At 36.6% G+C, this 24,905-nt stretch carries 19 protein-coding genes; 6 read left to right on the top strand and 13 right to left on the bottom strand.

Features of this window, described 5'->3' with window-relative positions; translation table 11 throughout:
• Positions 1-60 precede the first annotated feature (60 nt).
• From AC52CF_RS05675 to AC52CF_RS05650, 6 genes are all read right to left on the bottom strand, one after another.
• On the bottom strand, positions 61-1,422 hold the full coding sequence (locus tag AC52CF_RS05675) for a DUF5458 family protein (protein WP_214590474.1): 1,362 nt from the start codon (positions 1,420-1,422) through the stop codon (positions 61-63).
• Between the two features lie 21 nt (positions 1,423-1,443).
• Entirely contained in the window at positions 1,444-1,992 is a 549-nt protein-coding gene (locus tag AC52CF_RS05670; RefSeq protein WP_214590475.1) for a type VI secretion system contractile sheath small subunit, read from the bottom strand.
• 156 nt (positions 1,993-2,148) lie between these two features.
• Positions 2,149-4,248 carry a M13 family metallopeptidase gene (locus AC52CF_RS05665; RefSeq protein WP_496517931.1) on the bottom strand — a complete coding sequence of 700 codons (2,100 nt, stop codon included), beginning with the start codon at positions 4,246-4,248 and terminating at the stop codon, positions 2,149-2,151.
• A gap of 578 nt (positions 4,249-4,826) precedes the next feature.
• Positions 4,827-6,854, bottom strand: a complete 2,028-nt coding sequence (locus AC52CF_RS05660; protein ID WP_496517930.1) for a M13 family metallopeptidase — start codon at positions 6,852-6,854, stop codon at positions 4,827-4,829.
• Between the two features lie 327 nt (positions 6,855-7,181).
• Positions 7,182-10,580: a trifunctional glycoside hydrolase family 18/polysaccharide deacetylase/glycosyltransferase family 2 protein gene (locus tag AC52CF_RS05655; RefSeq protein ID WP_496517929.1), complete on the bottom strand. Its 3,399-nt coding sequence runs from the start codon at positions 10,578-10,580 to the stop codon at positions 7,182-7,184.
• A gap of 84 nt (positions 10,581-10,664) precedes the next feature.
• Positions 10,665-11,918, bottom strand: coding sequence for a CinA family nicotinamide mononucleotide deamidase-related protein (locus AC52CF_RS05650; protein WP_496517928.1), 1,254 nt, complete (start codon positions 11,916-11,918; stop codon positions 10,665-10,667).
• A 111-nt stretch (positions 11,919-12,029) separates the two neighbouring features.
• On the opposite strand from AC52CF_RS05650, the gene AC52CF_RS05645 reads away from it, so the two are divergent.
• Positions 12,030-12,506, top strand: coding sequence for a DUF7832 domain-containing protein (locus tag AC52CF_RS05645; RefSeq protein ID WP_496517927.1), 477 nt, complete (start codon positions 12,030-12,032; stop codon positions 12,504-12,506).
• 206 nt (positions 12,507-12,712) lie between these two features.
• On the opposite strand, the gene AC52CF_RS05640 is transcribed toward AC52CF_RS05645, so the two are convergent.
• A complete protein-coding gene (locus tag AC52CF_RS05640; RefSeq protein ID WP_496517926.1) occupies positions 12,713-13,576 on the bottom strand; it encodes an AraC family transcriptional regulator in 864 nt (287 codons plus the stop codon).
• 170 nt (positions 13,577-13,746) lie between these two features.
• Between AC52CF_RS05640 and AC52CF_RS05635 the strand changes: the two genes are divergently transcribed.
• Positions 13,747-14,949, top strand: coding sequence for an MFS transporter (locus AC52CF_RS05635; protein WP_496517925.1), 1,203 nt, complete (start codon positions 13,747-13,749; stop codon positions 14,947-14,949).
• A 53-nt stretch (positions 14,950-15,002) separates the two neighbouring features.
• Here AC52CF_RS05635 and AC52CF_RS05630 read toward each other — a convergent pair whose 3' ends face one another.
• Complete coding sequence (locus AC52CF_RS05630; RefSeq protein ID WP_214590483.1) at positions 15,003-15,347, bottom strand: mannan-binding lectin; 345 nt, start codon at positions 15,345-15,347, stop codon at positions 15,003-15,005.
• A 176-nt stretch (positions 15,348-15,523) separates the two neighbouring features.
• Complete coding sequence (locus AC52CF_RS05625) at positions 15,524-15,904, bottom strand: SpoIIAA family protein (protein WP_214590484.1); 381 nt, start codon at positions 15,902-15,904, stop codon at positions 15,524-15,526.
• A 111-nt stretch (positions 15,905-16,015) separates the two neighbouring features.
• Here AC52CF_RS05625 and AC52CF_RS05620 point away from each other — a divergent pair, with 111 nt between their 5' ends.
• Complete coding sequence (locus AC52CF_RS05620) at positions 16,016-17,221, top strand: NAD(P)/FAD-dependent oxidoreductase (RefSeq protein ID WP_214590485.1); 1,206 nt, start codon at positions 16,016-16,018, stop codon at positions 17,219-17,221.
• A gap of 207 nt (positions 17,222-17,428) precedes the next feature.
• Here AC52CF_RS05620 and AC52CF_RS05615 read toward each other — a convergent pair whose 3' ends face one another.
• The 4 genes from AC52CF_RS05615 to AC52CF_RS05600 form a co-directional block, all read right to left on the bottom strand.
• Entirely contained in the window at positions 17,429-18,613 is a 1,185-nt protein-coding gene (locus tag AC52CF_RS05615) for a VWA domain-containing protein (protein WP_496517924.1), read from the bottom strand.
• A gap of 12 nt (positions 18,614-18,625) precedes the next feature.
• Entirely contained in the window at positions 18,626-19,300 is a 675-nt protein-coding gene (locus AC52CF_RS05610; protein ID WP_375180759.1) for an SIMPL domain-containing protein, read from the bottom strand.
• A 261-nt stretch (positions 19,301-19,561) separates the two neighbouring features.
• The gene (locus AC52CF_RS05605; protein WP_375180760.1) at positions 19,562-19,915 is read right to left on the bottom strand and encodes a hypothetical protein; all 354 of its coding nucleotides are present in this window, start codon (positions 19,913-19,915) and stop codon (positions 19,562-19,564) included.
• A 123-nt stretch (positions 19,916-20,038) separates the two neighbouring features.
• Positions 20,039-21,424 (bottom strand): vWA domain-containing protein, encoded by a 1,386-nt coding sequence (locus AC52CF_RS05600; protein ID WP_375180761.1) that lies wholly within the window; start codon positions 21,422-21,424, stop codon positions 20,039-20,041.
• 130 nt (positions 21,425-21,554) lie between these two features.
• Here AC52CF_RS05600 and AC52CF_RS05595 point away from each other — a divergent pair, with 130 nt between their 5' ends.
• From AC52CF_RS05595 to AC52CF_RS05585, 3 genes are read left to right on the top strand one after another with little or no spacing between them, the layout of a single operon-like run.
• Positions 21,555-23,333, top strand: a complete 1,779-nt coding sequence (locus AC52CF_RS05595) for a tetratricopeptide repeat-containing sensor histidine kinase (protein ID WP_496517923.1) — start codon at positions 21,555-21,557, stop codon at positions 23,331-23,333.
• Between the two features lie 7 nt (positions 23,334-23,340).
• Positions 23,341-24,057 (top strand): PA3715 family protein, encoded by a 717-nt coding sequence (locus AC52CF_RS05590; RefSeq protein WP_496517922.1) that lies wholly within the window; start codon positions 23,341-23,343, stop codon positions 24,055-24,057.
• A gap of 42 nt (positions 24,058-24,099) precedes the next feature.
• Complete coding sequence (locus AC52CF_RS05585) at positions 24,100-24,834, top strand: LytR/AlgR family response regulator transcription factor (protein WP_496517921.1); 735 nt, start codon at positions 24,100-24,102, stop codon at positions 24,832-24,834.
• The last annotated feature ends 71 nt before the right edge of the window (positions 24,835-24,905 follow it).

The raw sequence follows: 24,905 nt of genomic DNA, 5'->3' as shown, positions 1-24,905 counted from the left end.
GATTTGGTAGAAAAAAACCGATGAAAAATTGCATCGGTTTTAATATTTAATTTGATTAATTTAATCCTGAAGATATTCCGCATCCCATTCATTTCCATCGTCTCCTTTGTGTCCGTCTAATTTGATAACGAAACTTTTTGTAGGGAAATAAGGCGTTAAACGGATATCCAGCCAAACTCTGTCTTTGTTCACTTTATCCTGCTCGAAACGGACGATTTTGAATTTTTCGATCAATTTATCCGGTCCTTTAATTCCATCAAGGAAGGTTACGATCTGTTTTCTTAAATCATCTTCATTTCTTGCATTCCAGTTTTCGAAAGCTCTTCTGTTTAAGAAATCGAGCAGAACTTTAGTAACATAATCGAATACGCGAACTACGGAATAGGTCTGAAGTCCGATGTTGTCTCCTGTAAATAATGTTTTTGCAGAGAAAGCCATAATTTTTCCGTATTCGTTCACCATGGGAACAAGCCCCATCTTTTCCAACTGGGAAATTTCGCTTTTCTTTAATTCGAATTTTACGGCGTCCACTTCATTGATGTTTCCGTGCTTTTTACCTGCTGCAACCTGAGACATTAATGTTTTATGAATTTTTCCTGCCAATGAAGTTGATGGCGGAAGTTCTACATTTTCCTCCTCTCCTACTTCCTCAGCTTTTCCGCGTCCAACAAGCCAGTTACAAGTCATGATGACATTACTTCTATGCAGTTCACCTCCTGTAAGATTGGCAGAATGGAATAAATCCACCACGTCATCCGGTTTATCAAGATTCGCAAAATCCGTCACCATCATTACTTTGTTTTCGTTACAGATTTTTGCCCATTTTTCAATGACTTTATTAGATCCCAAATATCCCGGAATTGCTAAAATAGAGTAATTGTCTCTAAGATCTAAACGGTCGTAATAGTTCTTAAACTCTTCTGCAATAGCATCGATAAATATTGGATTATCTAAATCTGAAACCTGATCTAAACTTGCGTTTACTATGCTGACATTGTCTACTTTATCGAGTTCGGTATTTTTATAGAATTGGGCGACCGTTCTGTAGTTTGTTTCCAGTTGACGGACTGCATCAAGCGTATTTTTAAGATTTAGTTTTAAATTCTGATCGGCAGCCTGCGCTTTAGCTTTGCATGTTTCTGCCATCTTATCTGCAGAATCGTTTCCTTCCAGAAGATTTACCCAAAGATTGATTTTCTGGAGAAGTTCTTTTCTTTCATCTGCTTTATTGCTGTCATTAAGGAAGATTTCCTTTCTGGCTTTTCTGGTGGGATTCATGTTTGCGATTCCGTCTACAACAGATTCTACAAAACCAAAACCTCCTATTTTATTGAGTTCGGCAAGCGGATTACTTTTCGGCTGTCCTGCATGTTGCTGCTGTCCCTGTGGTTGGTTTTCAGCTGCCTGTAATTTACTATCCATGATTAATGTAACGTCTTTAGATTATTTTTCAAGTTCCTGTGCCACTTCTTTCAATACCTCTACGAAGGCAGCTCTCGTCTGATCGTTTTCCAGCATATTACGCAGAATTTTATTGGTTTTAAGCTGTCGTACAATTTTGTTGTACTGTTCCTGCTCCATGCTTAATTGCTGTAAATAATCTGATTTCTGAGTGAGATTTTTTGGGGTAAAGTCCGCGAGATTCTGAAAACGGAATTCCTCTTCTACTACATTACCGTCCTCCGTTTCGTGCTGAACGCTTACAGAAGGCTGGAAATGTCTGAAGACGTCATCTACTGTTTTTAATCCTGTTACAATTTCAGGGACATAAGATTCGTCGGTTGTAAGCTGGCTTACTATCAGCGATTTATTCTCCTGAATCTGCTGAATAGCTTCATTGGCGTCTACTTTTACCTCGTTTCCGCCAACGCCATAATTGAACATTGCCATATTATTAATATTTTGAGATTTTCGATGTTGGTGTGTATTGTTTTTATCAGCATCAAATAGCTGACCAATCCAATGTTTAAATTTAAAAAAAAACTGTAACATACAAAATTTTGTTAAGATTTTTCTTGAAATATTAACTTTTTAAATTAAATATTAACCAAAAACTGATATTTTGCGATGTCACTAAACTATGAAAAATTAAATAAAAAACGCACCATTTCTGATGCGTTTTTATTTTCTAACAATTTTTGGACTGTATTACCAAATTTTTATTCTGTCCTGCGTAGCTTTATACATTTTGTCTCCCGGTTTGATGTCGAATGCTTTGATGAATGAATCCTGATTGACTAACGGACCGAATGCTCTGAAAATTCCCGGCGAATGCGGATCTGTTTTTACCTGATTGGTCATATACTGATCTGTGGATTTTGTTCTCCACACTGTTGCCCAGCTCATGAAGAATCTCTGATCCTGTGTAAATCCGCTGATTAATCCCGGATTTCCATGATCTTTAAGATACATCTGAAGTGCATCGTAAGCCACTGCCACTCCTCCCAAATCTCCGATATTTTCGCCACTTGTGAATTTTCCGTTAACGAAGCTTCCTTTTACCGGTTCGTAAGCGCTGTATTGTGCAGCCAACTGAGCAACTTTTGCGTCAAAATTTTTACGGTCTGCATCGGTCCACCAGTTATTCAAATTTCCGTCTCCGTCGAATCTTGAACCGCTGTCATCGAATCCGTGAGAAATTTCGTGACCGATAACGGCTCCGATTCCTCCGAAATTAACGGCTGCATCTGCTTTTGGATTATAGAAAGGGGGCTGAAGAATGGCTGCAGGGAAAACGATTTCGTTGTTTGATCCGCTGTAATAGGCATTTACGGTTTGCGGCGTCATTCCCCACTCTGTTCGGTCTACCGGTTTTCCTATTTTATCTAAATTTTTCTGATACTGCCACGCTGAAACATTCTGTAGATTGGAATATAAGGTTGCTCCCTGTTTCGGAGCTTCTACTTTTAACTGGGTGTAATCTTTCCATTTATCCGGATAAGCAATTTTCACGGTGAATTTTGATAATTTTTCCTGTGCCTTTACTTTTGTTTCCGGAGACATCCAGTCCATTTCGTTGATGTGCGTTTTGAAGGATTTTAAAATGTAATCGATATACATTTCCATCTGCGCTTTTGCTTCCGGTGTGAAATATTTCTCCACATACAATTTTCCGAAGGCTTCTCCCAAAACGCTGTTTACCAAAGAAAGCCCTCTTTTGTTCATCGGACGCTGTTCTTTCTGTCCCTGAAGATATTTGGAATAGAAATCGAATCTGATCTGCTCTAAATTTTCATCCAGATTGCTTGCATTTCCATTGATTAAGTGATATTTCAGATAGTCTTTCAGCAATGGAAGGTTTTTCTGGGTAAGGAAAGAGTCCATATTCTGATAATACTTCAGCTCGCCGATGATGACTCTGTCGGTATTTACTCCGGCATCTTTAAGATATTTAGGAAGATTGATATTTTTAACCAAAGCCGGCAATTCTGATACGTTTTTAGGGTTGTATCTTAAATTGGCATCTCTGTTCTGTTCAAGCGTTAATAAATAGTTTGCCAACTGTTTTTCGAAATCCACCACGTTTTTTGCCGAAGTTTCTGAATTTTTATAGCCTAAAACGCCGAATAGTTTTCCGACATAGGTTTGATATTCTGCTAATGTTTTTGTGTTGGCTTCATTTACTTTCTGATAGTAATCTCTTCCCAGTCCAAGATCGGGACCGCCAAGATAGACTGCATTCATTTTGGAATCTTTCAGGTCTGCTCCTACTCTCCATCCGTAGAAAGAATTGTCGCCTACTTTTGTTGCTTCAAGCAGGTATTTCTGAAGATCACCGATGTTTTTAATGGCATCAATTTTTGCAAGATCTCCTTTGATCGGAGCCAGTCCTTCCGCATTTCTTTTAGCAGTATCCATAAAAGATGCGTATAAATTCTGAATTTTCTGTCCTTCGGAATCTTCAGGATAAGATTCTGATAAAATTTTGTTCAGGATATCTAAAGAAGCATCATCTACATTTTCTCTGAGTGCGTTGAAAGAACCCCAACTTGCTTTATCTGAAGGAATCTGCGTAGTTTTTACCCAATTTCCGTTGACATAGCTAAAAAAATCATCTTGTGGACGAACAGTTTTATCCATGTACGACAGATTGATCCCTTCTTCTTTTACTTCCTCTTTTTTCACCGGCTCTACAGCAACCGTTTTCATGGTTTCAGGTTTTTTAATTTCTCCCGTTTTCGCTGTACCACAAGAATTTAAGAATACCAGACCCGAAAAGGCAAGTATCCCGATATTTAGCTTTTTCATTAAAGATATTTTTTGATTTTACACAAACTTACCAAATATACGAATTTTGATTATAAATGATAAGTGATAAATAATAATTGATGAAAAGGATGTAAATAAGAACTTGATATTTTTGTTATTTGATTTTGATTAACTGAGTATTAGTATTTCTCACAAAGTTCGAAAGAGTTCTTAAATAACCTGAGTTCGGGATAAGTCTTCTTAAACGCAAAGGTTCGCCAGGTTTTGTTTTGCATTGTAGTGGGTATTTTTGTTCGCAACGGCGCTTCACTCAGCAAATGATAATTATGAAGGCTAAACACAGGGTTTAGATAAGTTCGAATATTTACGCAATTTATTTAACTGTGTTGAGATTTCTAAAGGATAAGAAACTTTATTGACTAATTCAAATATTGAAAAACAGACTATTCCCTAGCCGCGATTGCAGCATTTGTCTGAGCTCATTTTCTGGGTTTCGGCGCGGCGGAGCCGCACCGAAACCCAGAAAATAGCGAGTGCGGAAAGCGCGAAAAAGCTCCAAAAAAACAAAAAAAAACCGCTCACTGCTGAACGGTTTTGGTTATATTTAAAAATTGTGATTACCAGATTTTAATTCTTTCTGCCGGTTTTTTGTACAATTTGTCTCCTTCTTTCACATCAAACGCTTTGTAGAAAGCATCCACATTGGTTAAAGGACCGAAACTTCTGAAATATCCCGGAGAATGCGGATCTGTTTTTACCTGATTGATCATGTATTTTTCGCTGGATAAAGTTCTCCAAACGGTTGCCCAGCTCAGGAAGAATCTCTGATCCTGTGTGTAACCGCTGATAACTCCCGGATTTCCTTTGTCTTTCAGATACATCTGAAGAGCATCGTAAGCGATGTTTACCCCTCCTAAATCTGCAATATTTTCTCCGTTGGTAAAGGTTCCGTTCACGAAAGTTCCTTTTACAGGCTCGTATTTGTCGTACTGTGCTGCAAGAGCTTTTGTTGCTTTTTCGAAGTTGGCTTTATCTTCCGGAGTCCACCAATCTACCAAGTTTCCGTCTGCATCGAACTGTGCACCGGAATCATCAAATCCGTGGCTCATTTCGTGACCGATAACCGCACCGATTCCTCCGAAATTCACGGCAGCATCTGCTTTAGGATTGAAGAAAGGCGGCTGTAGGATTGCAGCAGGGAATACGATTTCGTTGTTTACCGGGTTGTAGTAAGCATTTACTGTTTGCGGTGTCATTCCCCACTCTGTTTTATCTACCGGTTTCCCGATTTTAGCTAAATCTTTGTTGTACTGCCATTCTGCAATATTTTGAAGATTGGCATATAGATTTCCGCCTTTTGATTCCGGCGTGATGGTTAATTTAGAATAATCTTTCCATTTGTCCGGATACGCAACTTTTACAGTGAACTTATTCAGCTTTTCCATTGCTTTTTGCTTGGTGGTAGAAGACATCCACGTTAATCCGTTGATGTGAACCGCGAAGCTTTTCTTTAAGTAATCGATCAGTTCAACCATCTGTGCTTTCGCTTCTGCAGGGAAATATTTTTCAACATATAGTTTACCGAAAGCTTCTCCTAAAGATCCGTTAATTAATTCGTATCCTCTCTTGTTTAAGGCTCTCTGCTCCTGCTGTCCTCTTAAATATTTGCCATAGAAAGCGAATCTCATATCACCTAATTTTTCGCTTAGGTAAGCCGCGCTTCCGTGGATCATGTGGAATTTAAGATAATCTTTAATCACAGGAAGATTCTGCGTATTGATGAATTTATCTAAATTCTTGTAGTACCCTAATTCTCCGATAATTACTTTATCTGTATTTACGCCAACTGCTTTAAGATAAGCCGGAAGGTCTACATTTTTCACCAAAGCTGAAAGCTGAGCCATTGTTTGCGGATTGTACTGAAGTGTATTATCACGGCTCTGCTCGTTGGTTAAATATGTTTTTGCAATGCTTTTCTCGTAATCTACGATACCTTTAGCGGCAGCATCAGCGTTTTTATATCCTAGTTCTTTTAACATAGAAGCTACATATTTTGTATATTCTGCCAAAGCTTCTGTGTTTTTTTCGTTTACTTTCTGATAGTAATCTCTTCCAAGACCTAAAGATGCGTCACCAAGATAAACGACGTTCATTTTAGAGTCTTTAAGATCTGCATCTACTCCCCATCCGTAGAAGTTGTTTTCTCCTTCTTTGGTTACAGAGATTAAATATTTCTGAAGATCTCCAACGGATTTAATGGCATCGATTTTATTAAGATTTGCCTGAATCGGTTTGATACCGTCTGCATTTCTTTTTGCCATGTTCATGTACGTTGCGTACAAGTCCTGAATTTTCTTTCCTTCTGTTCCGTCAGCAAATTTATCTTTCAGAAGAGAGTTCAGAATCGTCATGGAGTTGTTGTCTGTATCTTCAGCCAGTTTGTTGAAACTTCCCCAAGTTGGTTTATCGGAAGGAATTTTGGCAGTTTTCATCCATGTTCCACTTACATAGTTATAAAAGTCATCTTGCGGACGTACTGATTTATCCATCAAGCTAAGGTCTAAACCTTTGTCTGTCGCCTGAGCGTTCACGGTCTGTGAACAAATTCCTCCTAATAAAAGCAGAGAAAGCGTTAATTTTTTCATTATAATTACAATTTTTACAATAAGTGTAACTTTTTTTTATTTCGTTACTTTTTATGAAAACAAATTTAATTAAATATTAAGATCTGTTTATATTTTAATTTTTAATTTGAAAATCTCTTCTTATCAGTCTTTGTATTTCGAAATTAAGTGAAACGCCTTTTTTCTATCTTTAGTTAGGTAATTTAATATTAAAAAACGTCGTTTACCCTTGCGATAATTTAAACGCAATGCCAGACAAGGAATTATTAAAAACTCTGTTTAAAAAATTTAAGATAAACAAAGGCGTTTCATTTAATTTTGAAAGACAACTTTTTTACAATCCTAAATTTAAGATGTTGCAATTTCTTTTACATTTCCGGTACGTTTTAAAAATCCCCAGGTCTGCATTTCGCCTTTCAGAGCTTTTCGGAGACTTCTGAACAGTACAATATACATTAGCCAGCGATATCCGAAACGCTGCGGAATCACATACAGCAGGTTTACCAATTTCTCTCTCTGCATGATAAACGCAATAAAAGCAAGAGACGCATCTACCAAAAGGAAAATTAAATAGTAACTGAATATTTTTCCGCCATTTCCGGATAATATTCCAAAAAACATGATGACATCGGCAAGCGGTGAGAAGAACGGAATAATATACTGGAAGAGTAAAATATTCGGCATTGCCCAGAGTCCTAAACCTTTGTATTTCGGGTTAAGGAAAGTCTGTCTCTGTTTCCAGAACATCTGCATGATTCCGTACGTCCATCTGAAACGCTGTTTTAAAAACTGTTTTACGCTTTCCGGAGCTTCTGTCACGGCAACTGCACGGTTTTCGTTGGCAACGGTGTAACCTTCTCTTAAGATTTTAACCGTAATATCGCAGTCTTCGGCTAAAGTGTCGGAAGAATATCCGCCAACTTCTTCAATTACAGATTTTCTGAATGCCCCGATAGCACCGGGAATTACAGTAATCGCATTGATATTGGCATACGCTAAACGATCAAAATTCTGACTGGTTGTATATTCAATGGACTGCCATTTTGTAAGCCAGTTTACGGTATTTCCCACTTTTACATTTCCAGCCACGGCTGCAATTTTTTCATTCGGATCTGAGTTTAAAAATCTTGCAATTAAATATTTTACGGCATCTTTTTCGAGTTTTGTATCGGCATCTATGCAGACCACATATTCTGCATCGGTTTGGGAGATCCCGAAGTTCAGAGCGGTTGCTTTTCCGCCATTGGTTTTGCTGAAAATTTTCAGTTTCGGATGCTCAGAAAAGGCCTCTTTTGCTTTTTCGTAGGTCGAATCTTTGCTTCCGTCGTCTACCAGAATAATATTGAAATTGGGATAGGTCTGTTTTAACAGATTATTTAATGATGACACAATGTTGATTTTTTCATTGTACGCCGGAACAATAATTGAAACCTTCGGATAGGATGCCAAAACAGGAAATTCTCCCGATTTTTTTTCTTTTCGACGTTCCTTAAACGCCCAGAATAACATAATAAGCAATCTGATGAGTCCTAATGCGATAAAAATGGTAAACAATGCCACTAAAAAATGACTGATTCCGTAAATAATGGTAGCCAAAAGAAGATTAAGCTGCATTACGTAATAGGCTCTTGTTTTTGGAACAGAAGGCATAAGTTCTGCTTTGTTTTTATGCAGAATACTGGCAAGATTGGTGAAATGATAGCCTTGTTTCTGTAAAGTCGGGATTAAAACTTTCAAAGCTTTTACGGTTTCTTCACGGGTTTCACCTCCTGCATCGTGAAGGAGTATGATGTTTCCGCGTTCGGCTTTTACGCCAGCCAAAACACGTTTTACAATTTCATCGGCTTTTATTCCCGGCTGCCAGTCTTCAGGATCGATGTTTTCGCCAATATCAAGGTAATTCTGTTGTCTTGCCAATGCAACAGGTATAATTTCTTCGGAAGTTGTAGGCTCAGAGTCCGCATTGTAAGGTGCTCTGAAAAGAATAGTACTGTGTCCTGTGATACATTCGATGAGCAGTCTGGTGAGTTTCATTTCCAGCAGGGCTCTTTGGGGACTTACTTTAGCCACATTTTCATGGGTAAAGGTATGGTTTCCGATTTCATGTCCTTCTCTGTAAATTCTTTTTACCAAAGGAAGGTTTTTTTCTGCATTTAATCCCACCAAAAAGAAGGCGGCCGGAACGTGGTATTTTGACAATACGTCTAAAACCTGCGGAGTGTAGGTTTCATCGGGGCCGTCATCAAAAGTTAATACCAGTTCTTTCTGTGGAGCTTCTCCATATTTTTTAACTTCGTAAGAACTTGGGTAGGTTATATAATTTTCATCGGTGATGATTTTTTCTTTGGGATCAATCTCAAGAGCAATTTTTCCATCGTGAGGTGTATTCAGAACATCCAAAACTTCCCCGTCGCCAATGTAATCGACCATCGTCTGACCTTTTACATTCTCAAGGGTTTTTAAATTTAATTTTGATAAACCTGCAAACGTAAGATCTCTATCGTAAAAATTCCAGATACGGCTGTCTTCACTTCCCAGTCTCCAGAGCGCTGTTCCGGCAAGAGGATATTCGGCAGAGAAACGCATCGTATTAAAAATAGAAGCAGCATCGTTAAAAAATACGGTATGTGTATTGTTTTTTGAATCTGTATAGGAATAATTTAAGTTAAAGGTATTGTCGTCGAAATTAATGCTCGCTTTACTTGCACTCGCTTTGGTGATTGCCTGCATATACGTTATGGAAACATTCTGCTCCTTGTCTGTACTCCAGTCGTAGCCATAAGCTCCCAATCCTAAAATAATTTTATTCGGTGAAGTTTTTGCCAGAATTTTTCCGGTTTGTGCTTCGATCCATTTCTGAGAAGAAACAGGTCCCGCGTCACTATCCAGTGCATATTCATCATACGCCATTAATACAAAATAATCTACGTAAGGATTCAGTCTCTGGATATTGTAATCGTCATTATCCGTCATGATATCCATGGAAACCAATAATTTATTCTGCTTAAATGTTTCGGAAAGCTCTTTCATGAAAGCGATCAGGTTTTCATCAGAATCCAGATTCATATCTTCAAAGTCGATGTTGATTCCTTTGAAATTGAGTTTCTGGCATTGAAGCGTTAATTTCTGAATAAGCTGGGTTCTTTTTTTCGGGTCTTTCAACACTTTCCCCAGTCCTTCAGAATGGAATTCCTGTTCAAAATTATTACTGAGAATCGGCATTGCCGCAACTCCTGTTCTTTTAATAACTTTATAACCGGCAGGATCTACATTGGTTTTAAGATCACCGGTTTTCGGATCAAGGAAAAACCATTCCGGAAAAACAAGATTGATGTGTCTGATATTTCTTTTTAAAGACATTAAAGACTGCGGATCCCATGCCACATAAAATGCAGAACGTATTCCGCCCGGAAACTGCGCCCAGTTTCTGTTTTGGTTTTTAAGTCTTTCGGCTCTTGCTTTTTCAATTTTAGCAAGGTTGGTGTGCATTGTTTTTTCGGAAATGAAACTTCGGAATCCTTTATATTCTTTAGAAATTTTGTTCTCCTGAAGATAAGGTCTGTTTGCTGTTATAACCGCTTTGTAATCTTCTTTAAAGGGAATTTTGGGACTTCTGTCCAATTTCATCATAAGACCTAATGCCAGAAAAAGCAGGATGGCTACGAAGATAAAAATCCGGCTTCCCCACTGAACGTTTCTCCAGCGTTTTTTACTGTCGGTCTGAAAAATCTGCTTTGAGTTTTCCACGATTTTGATATTTTTCTCACTAACGTCAAAAACCGTGAAAAACCTATACAGAATTAATTAAAAAAAAATTAAAAAATTATAAGATTACTGATTGTTTACCAAGACAGCCACCAAATCCTGAATAACTTTCTGCGATACAAAGTGCATGAAATCCTGTCTTTCCAGATGTGGCATATATAATCTTGAAGTCACTTCCTTATCGTGGATTCTTATGGTGTAAAAAACAGTTCCGATCTCTTTTCCGTCCTCCCCTTTTCCGGGACCTGCAACTCCGGTTGTAGACAAAGAAATATCTGTATGAAATAATTGCTGACAGCCTTCTGCCATTTCTGCCGCAACCTGCTCGCTCACAACCGTAAATTCTTCTACGGTTTCTTTTTTTACTTTTAGAATATCGGTCTTTTTTTCTGTAGCATAAGAAACAATTCCGCCGAGGAAATATTTCGAACTTCCTGAAACAGAAGTAATCATTTTTGCGAGTTCGCCTCCGGTACAGCTTTCGGCAGTAGAAAGTGTCAGCTTTTTCTCTGTTAAAATATCGGCAAGGATTTTTTCTATTCTATCCTGCGAAGTGGCGATTACATGATCTTTCACTAAAGGAAGGAGTTTCTTAATTTCTTCCTCAAGTTGCTGTTTCAGAATGTTTTCATCTTCTCCGCTTGCAGTAAGCCTCAGTTTTACACGGGTTCCTACAGGAAGATAGGATAAAGAAAGATTTTCCGGCAAGGCAAGCTCCCAGTCTTCAATTGTATCTGCAAGAATACTTTCGGGAATTCCGACTACGGAAACAATTCTCGTGGAAAGATAATGCAGACTGAATTTATCTTTTAAATAAGGAACAATCTGATCTTTAATTAAAGGTTTTACTTCATAAGGAACTCCGGGAAGACTGAAAAGGAGTTTTCCGTTTTCTTCCATCATCATGCAGGGTGCAGTTCCGAAATGGTTCTGAAATACTTTGGATTTAGTAGGGACAAAAGCCTGTTCGCGGTTTCTTTCAAGAATTTCTGTTCTTCCCCTCTTTTCCATGTACGCTTTAAGATGGGCAAAAGTTTCTTCATCCAGAGCGATTTCATCATTGAAAAATTCAGCGATGGCTTTTTTGGTTTTATCGTCTCTTGTGGGACCTAAACCTCCGGTTGTAATGATGATATCTCCCAGTTCAAAAGCAGATGTTATGGTCTTTTTAATTATTTCAATCTGGTCTGAAATGGTAAAAATCTGTACCACTTTTATCCCAATATTTTTCAGTTCGGCAGCAATAAAGTTAGAATTGGTGTCTACGGTACTTCCTGAAAGGATTTCGTCACCAATAGTGATCAGAACGGCATTTTTCATATAATAGGTAGAAAAAAATTTCTTTACAAATGACGGAAATTTCCCTGTGACGGGCAATATAAATTGATTTTTTCTATTTTTGGATAAAATTGTTTAAAACTATCATTCAATATGTCTAAATATGATGATGCTTCATGGCATTACGGCAGCGATTTTCCTGAAGAACTTCCAATAAAAAACGGCGCAACCCACACCGGAATGTTTCTGAACTGGTGTATTAATAACGATTTCATCTCGGAAGAATTTAAAGAAGATCATGAAGAAGATATTCAAAGTTTAAAAAGAAGAGAAATTACAGGCGCTGAATTCATCATGGATTTCATGGACGAAAAATTTTCTGAATATGATCTCAATGATACTGGTAATGCATTTGCTGAAGATTACTATAAAGACGACACGGACTTCGGAAACCGGTTCAGCTCTTTCGCAGATGATTATGTGAATCTGTTCGATACAAAAGCGGAAGAGAATGATTACGAATATGAAACCTTTTATCACATCGAAGATACGTACGAAAATTACGATCTGATGAAGCAGGTTATCGATTATCGTTTTGAAGAGTGGAAAGAATATAAAGGATTGGTTTAATATAAATATCAGTAAACTTGTCTAAACTTTTTTAACGCAAAAGATTTTAACACTTTAGTTTCTTAAGTTGAATAATTAAGTGAAAAAAGAGCACATAAGTTAAAAAAATCAAAGATTTTGTCTCTTTGCAGACTTTAATTTAAATAAATCCAATAAAGTTTTTTGTATCTTTTACGGTTACATTTAAAATGAGTTTAAACTTAGTTTCAAACTGCATTACTTTCAACTCTGCTCAGATGTTTTTTCTTGAAAGCGGAAGGCGTTTCTCCGATGTATTTTTTGAATAATTTATTAAAATAAGAAAGACTTTCAAAACCTACCTGAAAACAGACTTCTGTAACACCGTGATTTTGCAGCAATAAAAGTTTTGCCTGATTAATCCTGTAATTATTGACAAAATCCGTAAACGTCATATTGGTCTGCTTTTTAAAATAGCGGCAGAATGCGGGAGTACTTAAGTTCACGTTTTCTGCGATAATATTTACATTTGGGTTCTGATCATAATTTTCATGAATATAATCATAAATAGTTCCCATCCGGATTTTATCATTTAAAAACCATTTGATTCGGGTATCTTCGCTGTTCAGTTCTTTTACTTCTTCGGAATCTGCAAGAATCTGTAAAATTTCAATGAGCCCGACAAAAGCATGAAAGGAATTTTCGTTTTTTATCTGGTGTAGTTTTTCAACGACTGTTTGTTTGGTTTCACCGGAAAAGGATAATCCCAGATAAGATCGTTCCAGCAGTTTTTTAATGTTTTCAAATTCAGGAACGGGCATAATGTATTCCTGAAGAAAATTTTCACGCATCTGCAAAACCATCTGTCTGCATTCGGTCTGAATTTTATAATCAAAATTAAGATGAGGAACATTAGAACCTATTAAAAGCAGATCGCTGTCTTTAAAATCTGAAATATTTTTACCGACATGGCGGATTCCGTTGCAGGCTTCTACATATACAAGCTCGATTTCCGGATGATAATGCCAGTAAAAACAGTTTTTAAGAGATGGCGAAAACAGCTTAAAAGATTTCCCCTCTTCAAATTCAATATTTTCTTTCTGAATTTTCATTATGTTCTCTTTTGATTAATATTCAATTCAAAATTAATTAAAAAAGTTAATACAGAGCAAATATGAGTCATTACTGTTAAAGTATAAGTGATTATTTCTATCGAATTTTGCACTTTCGAAAGAGATCGTGAATTAGTTACCCAAAAAAACTACAGTTAAAAGGAATTACAATGAAGATTGATAAAAGAATAATACCGCTCGCCATCGGAGGTCTGGGAATCGGAACCACCGAGTTTACTATAATGGGCTTGCTTCCCGATATAGCAAAAAGTCTGCAGATCAGTATTCCTGAAGCCGGACATCTCATCTCGGCTTATGCTTTTGGAGTAGTTGTGGGAGCACCGATCCTTATTGGATATTCTGTAAAGTTTCCACCTAAAAAAGTGCTGATTGTTTTGATGATGATTTTCACTCTGTTCAATGCATTATCAGCAATTGCTCCCGATTATAATACGATGATGATTATCCGTTTCCTTTCCGGTCTTCCGCATGGAGCATTTTTTGGAGTGGGAACCGTGGTTGCCACGAGATTAGCGACAAAAGGTAAAGAAGCGTTCTATATATCGTTGATGTTTACAGGACTTACGATTGCGAATCTCGCGATGGTTCCGCTGGTAACGTATATAGGTCATGCATTTCACTGGAGATGGTATTTCGCCATTGTTGCTGTGATCGGGTTATTTGCCTTATTATTTTTAAAACTCTGGCTTCCGATGCTTGAAACCAATGAAGACACTCACTTCATGGAAGAAATGAAGTTTTTGAAGAAAAAGCAGTCATGGATGGTTTTAATGATTACTGCGATTGGTTTTGGAGGATTATTTACCTGGTTCAGTTATATTACACCTTTAATGACTATTGTTTCGGGGATTAAAGAAAATCAGATGGCATATGTGATGATTCTCGCCGGAGCCGGAATGGTTGTAGGAAATTTAGTCGGCGGATATTTGTCTGACAGACTGAGCCCTGAAAAGACCTGTGTTTTATTACTTTTCTTAATGATGAGTTCTTTAGTGGGGGTATTTTTTCTTTCAGAATATCAAACTATATCGTTAGTTCTTACCTTTGTTTGCGGCGCACTGTCGATGTCGGTTGCTGCACCGATTAATATTATGATGATGAAAGCCGCACCTAAAAGTGAAATGATGGCTGCTGCTTTTATGCAGGCCGGATTTAATTGTGCGAATGCTTTGGGAGCGTTTTTGGGAGGTATTCCTTTAGAAAATGGTTATTCCTTCAATTATCCTTCTTTGGTAGGTGTTGGAATGACGTTAATCGGGCTTATCATTGCTTTCAGATATAAGCAATTATACAGCCTGGAAAAAACTGAAGAAAAAGAAATAACAACCGAATGTATTTCCTGCGAACAATAAAAGAATCGGCAGTTTCCTCCGGAAACTGCCGATTTTCATAATTTTTAAACTTTTTAGAATTTAAATGTGCATCCGCAAACGCTCATTTTACCTTCTACAACAGTAGTCCATTGTCCGTTCCATGTTCCTCCGTAAGACGCACAGATAGATGGGCAAACTTCTTTAGCATCTTCGTCGCTCCAGATCGGACCGGCCAAAACATCTAAAGTATACTCTGAATCTCCTGTAGGCTGAGTATTAAGCTCAACTTCGATAACGCTCATCTGTGCTTCCACAATGGTAGACCATTGTCCTGTAAATTTTCCTAAATGTGCGGCTGCAATTCGTCCGCCTAATTTTTGTGCTTCGTCATTGCTCCAAAGTGGTCCCGCAATGATGTTGATTTTGAATGTTGACATGATTTTTAGTTTTTTGTTTGTTTAACATTACAAATGTAGTCACAATAATGAGAAATATTATACGCAGAATGTACTAAATTGATAATTAGGTATTTATACTTACAGTTTAATTTTCAGATCAATAAAAAAGACTGCCTTAAAAAAGACAGTCCTCCGTTGTTTTTATAATAAGCAGATTACGCTTCTACTTCATTCCCGTTTTTGCACCAGTACAACGCATTGTAAAGGTTACCTTTCGGGAAGGATTTGAATTCTCCTGGCATCAGTACACTGAAAATTTCTGTGAAATTCTGTACATTCTGATTGTCGGTAAGAATAGCCGCCCTATTCCATTTGGTAAGATTCTTCAATCCGAGAAGAGCGTCTTCAAGCCATGCACCGGCTGTAAAATTATCCAGATCTGTGTCAAGATACATCAGATAATTCAGCTCTCCAAACTGCTCAATCTTTGCTTTCACTCTTGGAAAAACAAGATTTTCAAAGTCCTCTTTCGTCACTTCTCCTGTTGCGTTAAATGCTGCAACATTTTCCGGAGCCTCTGGAATAATCGTTATCATATTTTTATTTTTAATGTGGTTTGATGGAACGGTGAAAACAAATATTAAACCAATATGAATGTTAAATGAATAAAAGGTGTAATTATTGTTAATTTAGAAAAAAATAATACAATGGATCTTAAATCTAACGAACCTTTCTGGCTTTTAAAAAACGGATTAGTTTCTTCCTATCCTTCATTGAAATCCAATGAAGAATGTGATGTGCTGATTATCGGCGGCGGAATTACCGGAAGCCTGATTGCCCATCAGATGATTTCCGACGGGTATAAAACGATTCTTATCGACAAGCGTGAGATCTGCAATGGCAGTACTTCGGCAACAACTTCCATGCTTCAATACGAAATTGATGTTCCTCTTTATGAACTTATTGAAAAAATAGGAAAAAAGGGAGCTGTAGCAAGTTATAAGGCATGTTCGGATTCCATTGATAAGCTTGAAAAATTAACCGATGAAATTAAGTCGAATTCGGGATTTAAAAGAAAAAAATCGCTGTATTTTGCTTCAAAGAAGAAAGATGCTGTATGGCTGAAAAAAGAATATGAAGCGAGAAAAAATGCCGGATTCAAGATAAAATGGCTTGAAAGTGATGAGGTTTCAAAACAATTCGGATTCGAAAATACTTTTGGCGGAATTGTATCTGAGCAGGGAGCCAGTATTGATGCTTTTAAATTTGCCCACGAACTGTTTAAACTGAATGTAAGCAAAGGATTAAAAATTTTTGATAAAACAGAAATGACAGATGTTGAATATTTTAAAGGGTATAATTTAATTACAGTGGATTCCGGTTTTCAGATCAGGGCTAAAAAAATCATTTACTGCATCGGCTATGAAAGTAAAAATCTTATCAAAGAACATTTTGTGAATTTAAAAAGTACCTATGCCATTGTTTCTGAAATTGATAAGAAAAAATTTAAAAACATCAGCAATACTCTGGTCTGGAATACCGATGAACCTTATATGTATATGCGGACAACAGATGACGGAAGAATGCTGATCGGAGGAGGCGACGAAGATTTTTATGATGCTAAAAAACGCGATTCTCTTTTAAATAAAAAAGAAAAGGAGATTTTAAAGACATTGAAGAAAATAAAGCCCGACTATCATTTTTACACAGATTTTGTATGGGCAGGAACTTTTGGCGAAACTAAGGACGGGCTGCCTTATATCGGGGAACATAAGGATTTTAAAAACTCTTATTTTGTATTGGGTTTCGGAGGAAACGGAATTACGTTCTCGGTTACCGGAATGGAAATGGTTTCTCGATTCATGAAAGGTAAGAAGCATCTGCTTTCAAAGTATTTTCAATTTGGGAGATGATTTCTGAAGTTTTCAGGGTTTCGGCGGAGGCGAAGCCTCCGCCGAAACCCTGAAAAATCCACGGCAAAAATTGCCGCGGATCACCACACTCAAAATATTTGTTGTCGGAACTTTGAAAACAACATTTATTCTTTATTCAACTTTAATGGTTATTAGTTTTTAATCACTTCTGATATTTAAATTTAATTTCTGCTGATAATCTTTCAGTTAGAGGCTATAGCCGTTTTTCTTTGCCAGTTCCAGAACAGACCTTTCAATTGCTTTTCCAAGATCATCGGCTTCAGAATTTCCTCGTTTTTTCATTTCGGCATCAATGAAATCCTGTCTCTTTTTAGACAATACTTCAATTTCTTTCTGAATTTTTTGTCTCTCGGCTGATTTTTCGGCAACCGCTTTTTTTATTTCTTCTTTGCTTTTTCCTTTCAATTCAGCAGGAAGCTCTTCTGCTTTTACATCCGACATGAAGTTCACATCCTTTTCGGAGCGGTCGACCAAATCCCAATGATCGTTTTTATAGGCATTTTTCTTAGATTTTGCGACCGTTCTTTCCACGGCGTTGGAAACCGACTGCACTTCGGCATTTTTATCCTGAAGCATCTGTTTGGCTTTAAATTCCGAACCGTGACTTCCGTAATAAATGTAGGTGTCATTCAGCTTGGCATTGCATTCTGAAATTCTGACATCATAGGGAGTTTCTATATAAATAACTTTCTGGTCGCTGTCGATATTGAAATATTTCCCTTCGCCCAAAGAAGCGCCGTTTTGCCAGAAAGTCTGTATTCCTTCATCACGGCTGCCGCAGAAAATCGTGTTGGTGTAAATATTCTTTCTTTTCGCACTCGGAATTACTTCTTTATAGCTGATTTTTCCCTGATCAAAAGGCTCGTTTCCTGCAATATAAATCAGTTTCATGCTTTGGTTATTATCATCCCATTTCAGGTTCATCGAGGCATCACGGATTACCGCTCCGCAATATTCGCTTCCGCCGTTGGTTCTCAAAGCAAACAGTTTTTCCGAAACCAGATCCAGATCCTGAGTAAGCGGAGTTACCTGTCGGATATAATTCTCATCTCTGAGACCGTCATTTCCGTATTCATACAAAGCAATTTCCACTTGCGGCGCTTTGCCGTTGTATTTTAAAGTTGTTAAAGTATTCACGATGTTCCATAGCCGGGATTTTGCCTGATCGATCAATCCGTCCATACTGTTGGAAGTATCTAAAAGCAAAGCAACCTGAATTTTATTTTCTTTGATACTCGTTTTGGAAGATGAATTGATATTCTGAACCATTGTTCTCTGAACGGCGGGTTCTTTACACTCAAATTTCGAATTTTGTGCGCTTAATAAAGCGGCGGTTCCGGCTGCTAATGTTAAAATTTTAAAAGCTGTCATGATTTTTGTGTTTTAAAGGATTTCGTATTTTGTTTTAATGCTGTATTTCAGCTTAATATTATCAATATTTTCAAAAGAATAATCTACATTAGAATCTGCTGCTTCAAGCTGGATATTGGAAACTTTAGCTCTGAAGTTCATCGGCATCATCATATCACTGGTATAATCTTCAATTTCTACAATTTCAAGCGGAGTCCCGGTTCTTTTGCCCATACTTTCCAGAAGATAATCTGCCTTATCTTTTGCCGCTTTTAGAGCATTGATTTTTACGGTTTTTCTGAAATCTGTGATTTTTGTGTTTTTAATTTCCGCAATGTTGACGTTGCTAACCCACTTCTGATTCAGGTTTTCAAAAAGATTTCCCATATCGGCTTTCTTTGTTACCTTAAACTGAAGATTTTTAGTGAAAACTTTCGTTTTGGAATAAATATTCTGGTACATCGATTTGAATTTGATGTCTTCGTTTTTCACTCCGTTGTTTTTAAGGATTTCAAAAAGCTGTTTTTCGTTCTCGGCAAGCTGATTTTTGTTATCTCCTTTAATTCCTACATTAAAAATAATTTCATCCGGTTCTACTTCCATTTCTGCAATTCCGGTTACTTCAATGAAATTTTTCTTTGTTTCCTGTGCGTTGATCAGACCGCCTATCAGAAATAATCCGATCAGTAAAAAATGTCTCAGTTTCATAATTTTCTTTTTTTAATTTTAAACTTCTAGAGTAAAATTACATTGATTTAAAACTGAAAATCGGGAGACTTGGTGAAATGAAGGTTTGGCTTGGTGAAATCAAAAAAAATTGGAAATGATGATTATTTTAACGCAATGGTCGCAAAGATTTTCATTGAAATTATTGTGAGTATTCTTCGTGCGCAACGGCACTTGGTTCAGCAAATGATAACTGAAAATAATGTTTTGTGATGAATAAAAAACAGTCCTGAAAAGAACTGTTTATCTGTTGGTAAGAATAATTGATTTTCCGCTTGGCGTGACCAGTTTTTTCACTTCGGAGAAAAGTGTGGTTCGGATGATGAGTTCATCATTTTTTTCTGAAATGTTATACGGATCAGATGTTACATGTGCATCGTCGATATCATGTTCAAAAAGCTTGGTAGAACCGGACTGATCTACAGAGTAAAAATCTACTTTGTAATCATTAAGTCCGGTCTGATAAAATTTATAAACAATTTTTTCATTGAGATCGCTGGAAATGATCTTGGTTTCAATGAAATTGTTTTGTTCAAGAAACGAACAACTCTGCAGGAATAATACAGGTAAAAGAAGAAAGTAAAGTTGTTTTTTCATAGTCGTATTTGGTTTTAACAAAAGTATGCATTGCTAAATAGTTGACTGTTAACAGAATTTCAATTTTCATATTACAATTTTTTCATATAAGAGTTGATAAAGAATTAAAATTGCCCAAAAGATTTAATAATAAGATTTTGTGCGTTTTCCGGATGAATATTTTAAGGCGATATTATAAATTCTCTTCAGATCTTCATCATTTTTATCGCAGAAAGACTGATAATAACGGATGATGTTTTGCATGGATTTTTTGCTATTTCCCATATTGGTTTGTGAAAAATCTTTCGCCGCTTTTTTGAGTTCTGTTGACAGTTTTGCAATCTGAAAATTTTTCTTTAATTCTTGTTGAGTTGTTTCCGTCATTTCATCATATTCTTTTTTTGAAGAAATATTTTTCACTTCATCATTCTTTTCATAAACCAAAGAAGCCGTAATTGAAGAATCTTCTAATTCATTTTTCTCAACTTCCATCAGGAAAATCTGGGTTTGCCCGCAATCTAAATTTTCAAGTTCTACTTCAATTTGATGATCAGAAATATATTTTGGCTGATAACCGTAAAATGTTTTAATTTTCATTCCTTCGGGAAGATTGATCGTTAGTTTCGGCTTTTTCCCGATATTGTATAAAAGGCTTTCCAATTCATCTTTAAAGGTCTTTTGAATATCTTCTTCAGCATCTCCGATAAAATAATTGGAGCCTCTTCCGTAAGTAGCGATTCTCCTTAGCAGATCGAAATCCAGTTGTTGCCCGACTCCGATGGTACTGATGTCTATTCCTTTATCGTTAAATTCTTTCGACTGTTTCAAAATTGTTTCAGGATCTGTAATTCCGGAGTTTGTCATTCCGTCGGTAAGAAGAATTACTTTGCTGTTATAATCTTTGGTATTGTATTTTTGCGCTTCAGAATAACCCATCATCATCCCTGAATGAATATTGGTGGAACCCGAAGGATAAATACTTTCAATAATGGCATCTAAATTTCCTGCAACTTCTTTTATTTTTGATGATTTTAAAACAAGATTCGCAGTATCATCAAATTTTACAATGGAAATGAGATCTTCGGGTTTCAATCCTTTTACAAAAACTTTGAGTGCCGTTTTTACTTTTTCAAGTTTTCCGCCACCCATCGATCCGCTGTTATCGATTACCAGAGAAACATTTACTTTGTTCGAATTCTGACGATTTGATACATTTTGCGTTGCGAGCCCGATTTGCAGTAAAAAATTGTCGTCCGAATTCAGAATTGTATTGTCATAATCAATGCTTAAAGCCACTTCATTTTTTTTCGGAATTTTAATCTGATGTTTGTGGTAATTCATAAAATCTTCCACAATTATAGTGTTTTCATTAAGAAATCCACTTTCATTTGCACTTGAAAGACCGTTGCTCACCGTATGGGAAACAGAGCCAGAAGAAACCCCAAACTGTGCTTTTGAGATGTTGAAAATAAATGTTGAAGAAAAAAGGTAAATCAAGGTACTTTTGTTTAAAAAAGATAAATTTTTCATGATGATTAAATTTGAATTATGCCACAAACTTAGCCTCATAAATCCCGCAGAAAATACGAAACTTGGTGAATGACGAATTTCACTTGGTGAATAATTTTTTGTACATTATATATATGTATATCTTTGTTTTATGAAAATGATCCGGCTTTTTGTCCTTTTTGTATTAATGTTTTTGGGAAATCTCCTGTTTTCCCAGAGCAGTAATGTTGTTCAGGAAGTTCAGACGCAAAGCAAAAGATTAAAAAAAGCGGTCGATACTAAAGACGAATCTTCACAGGCAGATTCTTACTACAACATCGGAGAATCGTTTTTTAACAACGGAAATTTCCAGAAAAGTGAAGAATATTACACCAAAGCCAAAAATATCTACGAAAAATTAAACGACAAACCGAATATTGAAAAAGCAAGCCGCAAACTTGCACAGTCTCAGGAAAAGCAGAACAAAATTTCTCCGGCAATCAGCAATTACAACAGAGCCGCAGAAGTAAGTTATTCTAAAAGCCGTGCCTTAAATTCCAATGACGTGACGAGACTTTCCGTCAATTCTGCGGAAGCTAAAGAAGAAGCGATCCAGAATAATATCCAGCTTAACGAAAAGGAAAAAGATAAAGGCGAACTGGCTGCGAATTACACACAAATGGCAGACATCAATATTCAGCAGAATGATATTCCGAAAGCGGAAGTAAATCTTACGAATGCCTATAAAATTTCTAAAAAAGAAGCACCGCAACAGGCATTGGAAATCAACCAGAAATTAACGAATTTTTACGTTGAAAATAAAAATTTCGACAAAGCAATTGAAGCAAAAAAGACCGTTTTAAAAGAAGATTTCGTTAAAGAAAATTCTAAAAAACAGGTAGAACAGATTCAGGAGCTTGCTGATATTTACATCAAAAAAAATGATCCGAAAGAGGCCATTGATCTGTTAAAAAAATCTTACGGAATCGCGCTCGAAAAAGGTCACACTTTGGAAGCTCAGAAAAGTGTAAAAAAGCTCGACAGTTTGTATAACGTTTCCGAAAATACGGATGCTTCGGTAAAATTGTACCGTGATTTTCTCGGAAAACTGCCGGATCTGGTTTCAAAAGACAAAAGTCTGGTCGACGAAAAGATTCTGGAGGATACCGAACAGCGAATTGCTCAACTGGAAAAGGAAAAACAACTAAAAGATGAACTCATCCGCAAGAAAAATGTTTTCAACTACAGTTTGATTTTTGCATTGATTGTTCTGATTGGATTGATAATCTTCATTTTCAGAACCCTTAAAAAAGTTCAGATCAAGAATAAAAAAATCGCTTTGCAGTCGCTGCGCCGCGAAATGAATCCGCATTTTATTTTTAACAGCTTAAATTCTGTGAATCATTTTATTGCGACCAATAATGAACTGGAAGCCAACCAATATTTAACCAAATTTTCTAAACTAATGCGCGGCGTGATGGAAAATTCCACCGAAGATTTCATTCCGTTTCAGCAGGAGCTGGATCTGTTGCAGAATTATCTGGCTTTGGAAAAAACACGTTTTGCCGATAAATTTGATTATGAAATTGATGTAGACGAAAGTTTAAACACTCAAAGTCTAAAAGTTCCCGGAATGCTGGTTCAGCCATTTTTAGAAAACGCAATATGGCATGGTTTGCGTTACAGAACAACCAAAGGATTTTTGAACCTTAGTTTTGAAAAAGAAAACGAACAGCTCAAAATTATAATTGAAGACAACGGAATCGGGATTGAAGAAAGCAAAAAGCAGAAAACGGAACATCAGAAAGCCAGAAAAGGTCGCGGAATGAAAAACACCCTCGAAAGAATCGATCTGTTAAACGATCTTTATAAAAAAGAGATTTCCTGCACGGTGAAAGATAAAGAAAATAATTCAGGTGTTTTGGTTATTTTGAAATTAAATGTATTGTAACAACCCAATGAAGAGAAAAATTTTAGCTTTTGTATTTCTAATATCATCTTTCATGATGTTCGGACAGGAAATCAATTCTGCCCGTTTTGAAACTATTGTTAAAGCACTGAAAATAAACAGATCACAGATCAGAACAGAATTTTACACGGAAAAGAAAATTCCGAATGAGAAAGATTCTTACATCGTTGTATTGCCTATTTTCGACGGGCAGGAAGATGAAGGAATGTATACTGTAAGAAATTATATCCTGATTACCGATGAAAAAGGCAGTATTAAAAATAAGTATTATGATCCAGAAGAAATTACTTCGGATGCGATTGGAATAAGCGGAATAACGATTGATACGGGTTTATATACCGTCAGTAAAGACATCCGTGCTTTCGGAATCAGAGTCAGCTTCAGAGGACAAAGCCAACCGAATCCTTATTCAACAGAAGAGCTTTCTCTTTTTTACAGAGAAAACAGAAGCCTGAAAAAAATTCTGAACAGATTCGAAGTGTATTCGTACAGCGGAGAATGGGACACAAGATGTGCAGGAGAGTTTCATGAGACCACTTCCACAATAGATCTCGACAAAAAAACAACCGCTAATTTTACAGATCTTATCATCAAGACACAAAATATAAACAGGAGAACAAAACTGATAAAAGGAGATTGCAAAGACTTTGAGACCTCAAAAACAACCTACAAAACTTTAAAATTCTCCAACGGAAAATATCAATAGTTTTTTTCCGCAACCTAAAATCTGCCACCTAAAACCTAAAGTATGAAAATAAAAGCTGTAATTGTAGACGATGAATTGATTGCAAGAGATGTTCTGAGGAATTATCTTACAAAATACTGTCCGCAGGTTGAAATTTTAGGGGAAGCGGAAAATATCAAAGAAGCCGTTCCGTTGATTGCCGAAAAACAGCCTCAATTGGTTTTTCTAGACGTTGAAATGCCTTTCGGAAATGCTTTTGATGTTCTGGAAGCAACAAAAGAATTTTCCTATGAAACAATTTTTATCACGGCATTTTCTCAATATTCTTTACAGGCTCTTAATAAATCGGCAAGTTATTATATTTTAAAACCAATTGACATTCATGAACTTATTTTAGCCGTTAATAAAGTGGCAGAAAGTCTGGAAAGCAAAGAAGAACTCAACCGGAATAAAATTCTTCTCGAAAATTTAAAATTAAAACCCGAAAAACAACAGTTGATTCTCCCGACTTTACAAGGCTTTGATGTGGTGAAAACGGAAGACATTGTAAGACTTCAGGCGGATGGAAATTTCACGCAGGTGTATCTTATTGATGGTTCTAAAAAAATGGTGTGCCGCTTTTTAAAGCATTTTGATGATTTGTTGGAAAATCCTTTTGTGAGGGTTCACCGCTCCCACATCATCAATACCGGTTTTGTGAAATCTTACCACAAAAGCGGAACCGTAACCCTTTCCGACCATACGGAAATTGAAGTTTCCGGAAGTTTCAAAGACAATTTCCTGAAAGTTTTTTCCTGATTTTTTGGGCAGCTTAAAACTTCGATAAAAGCCTTCACTTTTCTCTCATTTATGCCTTCCGCTCCCGCTTT

The sequence above is a fragment of the Chryseobacterium sp. 2P genome (genome assembly GCF_059579425.1).
Note: the sequence above shows the minus strand (reverse complement) of the source record. Positions and strands in the feature narration are given on the sequence as shown.

Excerpts from the sequence above, each read along its gene's own strand:
- AC52CF_RS05675 (WP_214590474.1), bottom strand. The coding sequence starts at position 1,422 with ATGGATAGTAAATTACAGGCAGCTGAAAACCAACCACAGGGACAGCAG.
- AC52CF_RS05670 (WP_214590475.1), bottom strand. The coding sequence starts at position 1,992 with ATGTTACAGTTTTTTTTTAAATTTAAACATTGGATTGGTCAGCTATTT.
- AC52CF_RS05665 (WP_496517931.1), bottom strand. The coding sequence starts at position 4,248 with ATGAAAAAGCTAAATATCGGGATACTTGCCTTTTCGGGTCTGGTATTC.
- AC52CF_RS05660 (WP_496517930.1), bottom strand. The coding sequence starts at position 6,854 with ATGAAAAAATTAACGCTTTCTCTGCTTTTATTAGGAGGAATTTGTTCA.
- AC52CF_RS05650 (WP_496517928.1), bottom strand. The coding sequence starts at position 11,918 with ATGAAAAATGCCGTTCTGATCACTATTGGTGACGAAATCCTTTCAGGA.
- AC52CF_RS05645 (WP_496517927.1), top strand. The coding sequence starts at position 12,030 with ATGTCTAAATATGATGATGCTTCATGGCATTACGGCAGCGATTTTCCT.
- AC52CF_RS05640 (WP_496517926.1), bottom strand. The coding sequence starts at position 13,576 with ATGAAAATTCAGAAAGAAAATATTGAATTTGAAGAGGGGAAATCTTTT.
- AC52CF_RS05635 (WP_496517925.1), top strand. The coding sequence starts at position 13,747 with ATGAAGATTGATAAAAGAATAATACCGCTCGCCATCGGAGGTCTGGGA.
- AC52CF_RS05630 (WP_214590483.1), bottom strand. The coding sequence starts at position 15,347 with ATGTCAACATTCAAAATCAACATCATTGCGGGACCACTTTGGAGCAAT.
- AC52CF_RS05625 (WP_214590484.1), bottom strand. The coding sequence starts at position 15,904 with ATGATAACGATTATTCCAGAGGCTCCGGAAAATGTTGCAGCATTTAAC.
- AC52CF_RS05620 (WP_214590485.1), top strand. The coding sequence starts at position 16,016 with ATGGATCTTAAATCTAACGAACCTTTCTGGCTTTTAAAAAACGGATTA.
- AC52CF_RS05615 (WP_496517924.1), bottom strand. The coding sequence starts at position 18,613 with ATGACAGCTTTTAAAATTTTAACATTAGCAGCCGGAACCGCCGCTTTA.
- AC52CF_RS05610 (WP_375180759.1), bottom strand. The coding sequence starts at position 19,300 with ATGAAACTGAGACATTTTTTACTGATCGGATTATTTCTGATAGGCGGT.
- AC52CF_RS05605 (WP_375180760.1), bottom strand. The coding sequence starts at position 19,915 with ATGAAAAAACAACTTTACTTTCTTCTTTTACCTGTATTATTCCTGCAG.
- AC52CF_RS05600 (WP_375180761.1), bottom strand. The coding sequence starts at position 21,424 with ATGAAAAATTTATCTTTTTTAAACAAAAGTACCTTGATTTACCTTTTT.
- AC52CF_RS05595 (WP_496517923.1), top strand. The coding sequence starts at position 21,555 with ATGAAAATGATCCGGCTTTTTGTCCTTTTTGTATTAATGTTTTTGGGA.
- AC52CF_RS05590 (WP_496517922.1), top strand. The coding sequence starts at position 23,341 with ATGAAGAGAAAAATTTTAGCTTTTGTATTTCTAATATCATCTTTCATG.
- AC52CF_RS05585 (WP_496517921.1), top strand. The coding sequence starts at position 24,100 with ATGAAAATAAAAGCTGTAATTGTAGACGATGAATTGATTGCAAGAGAT.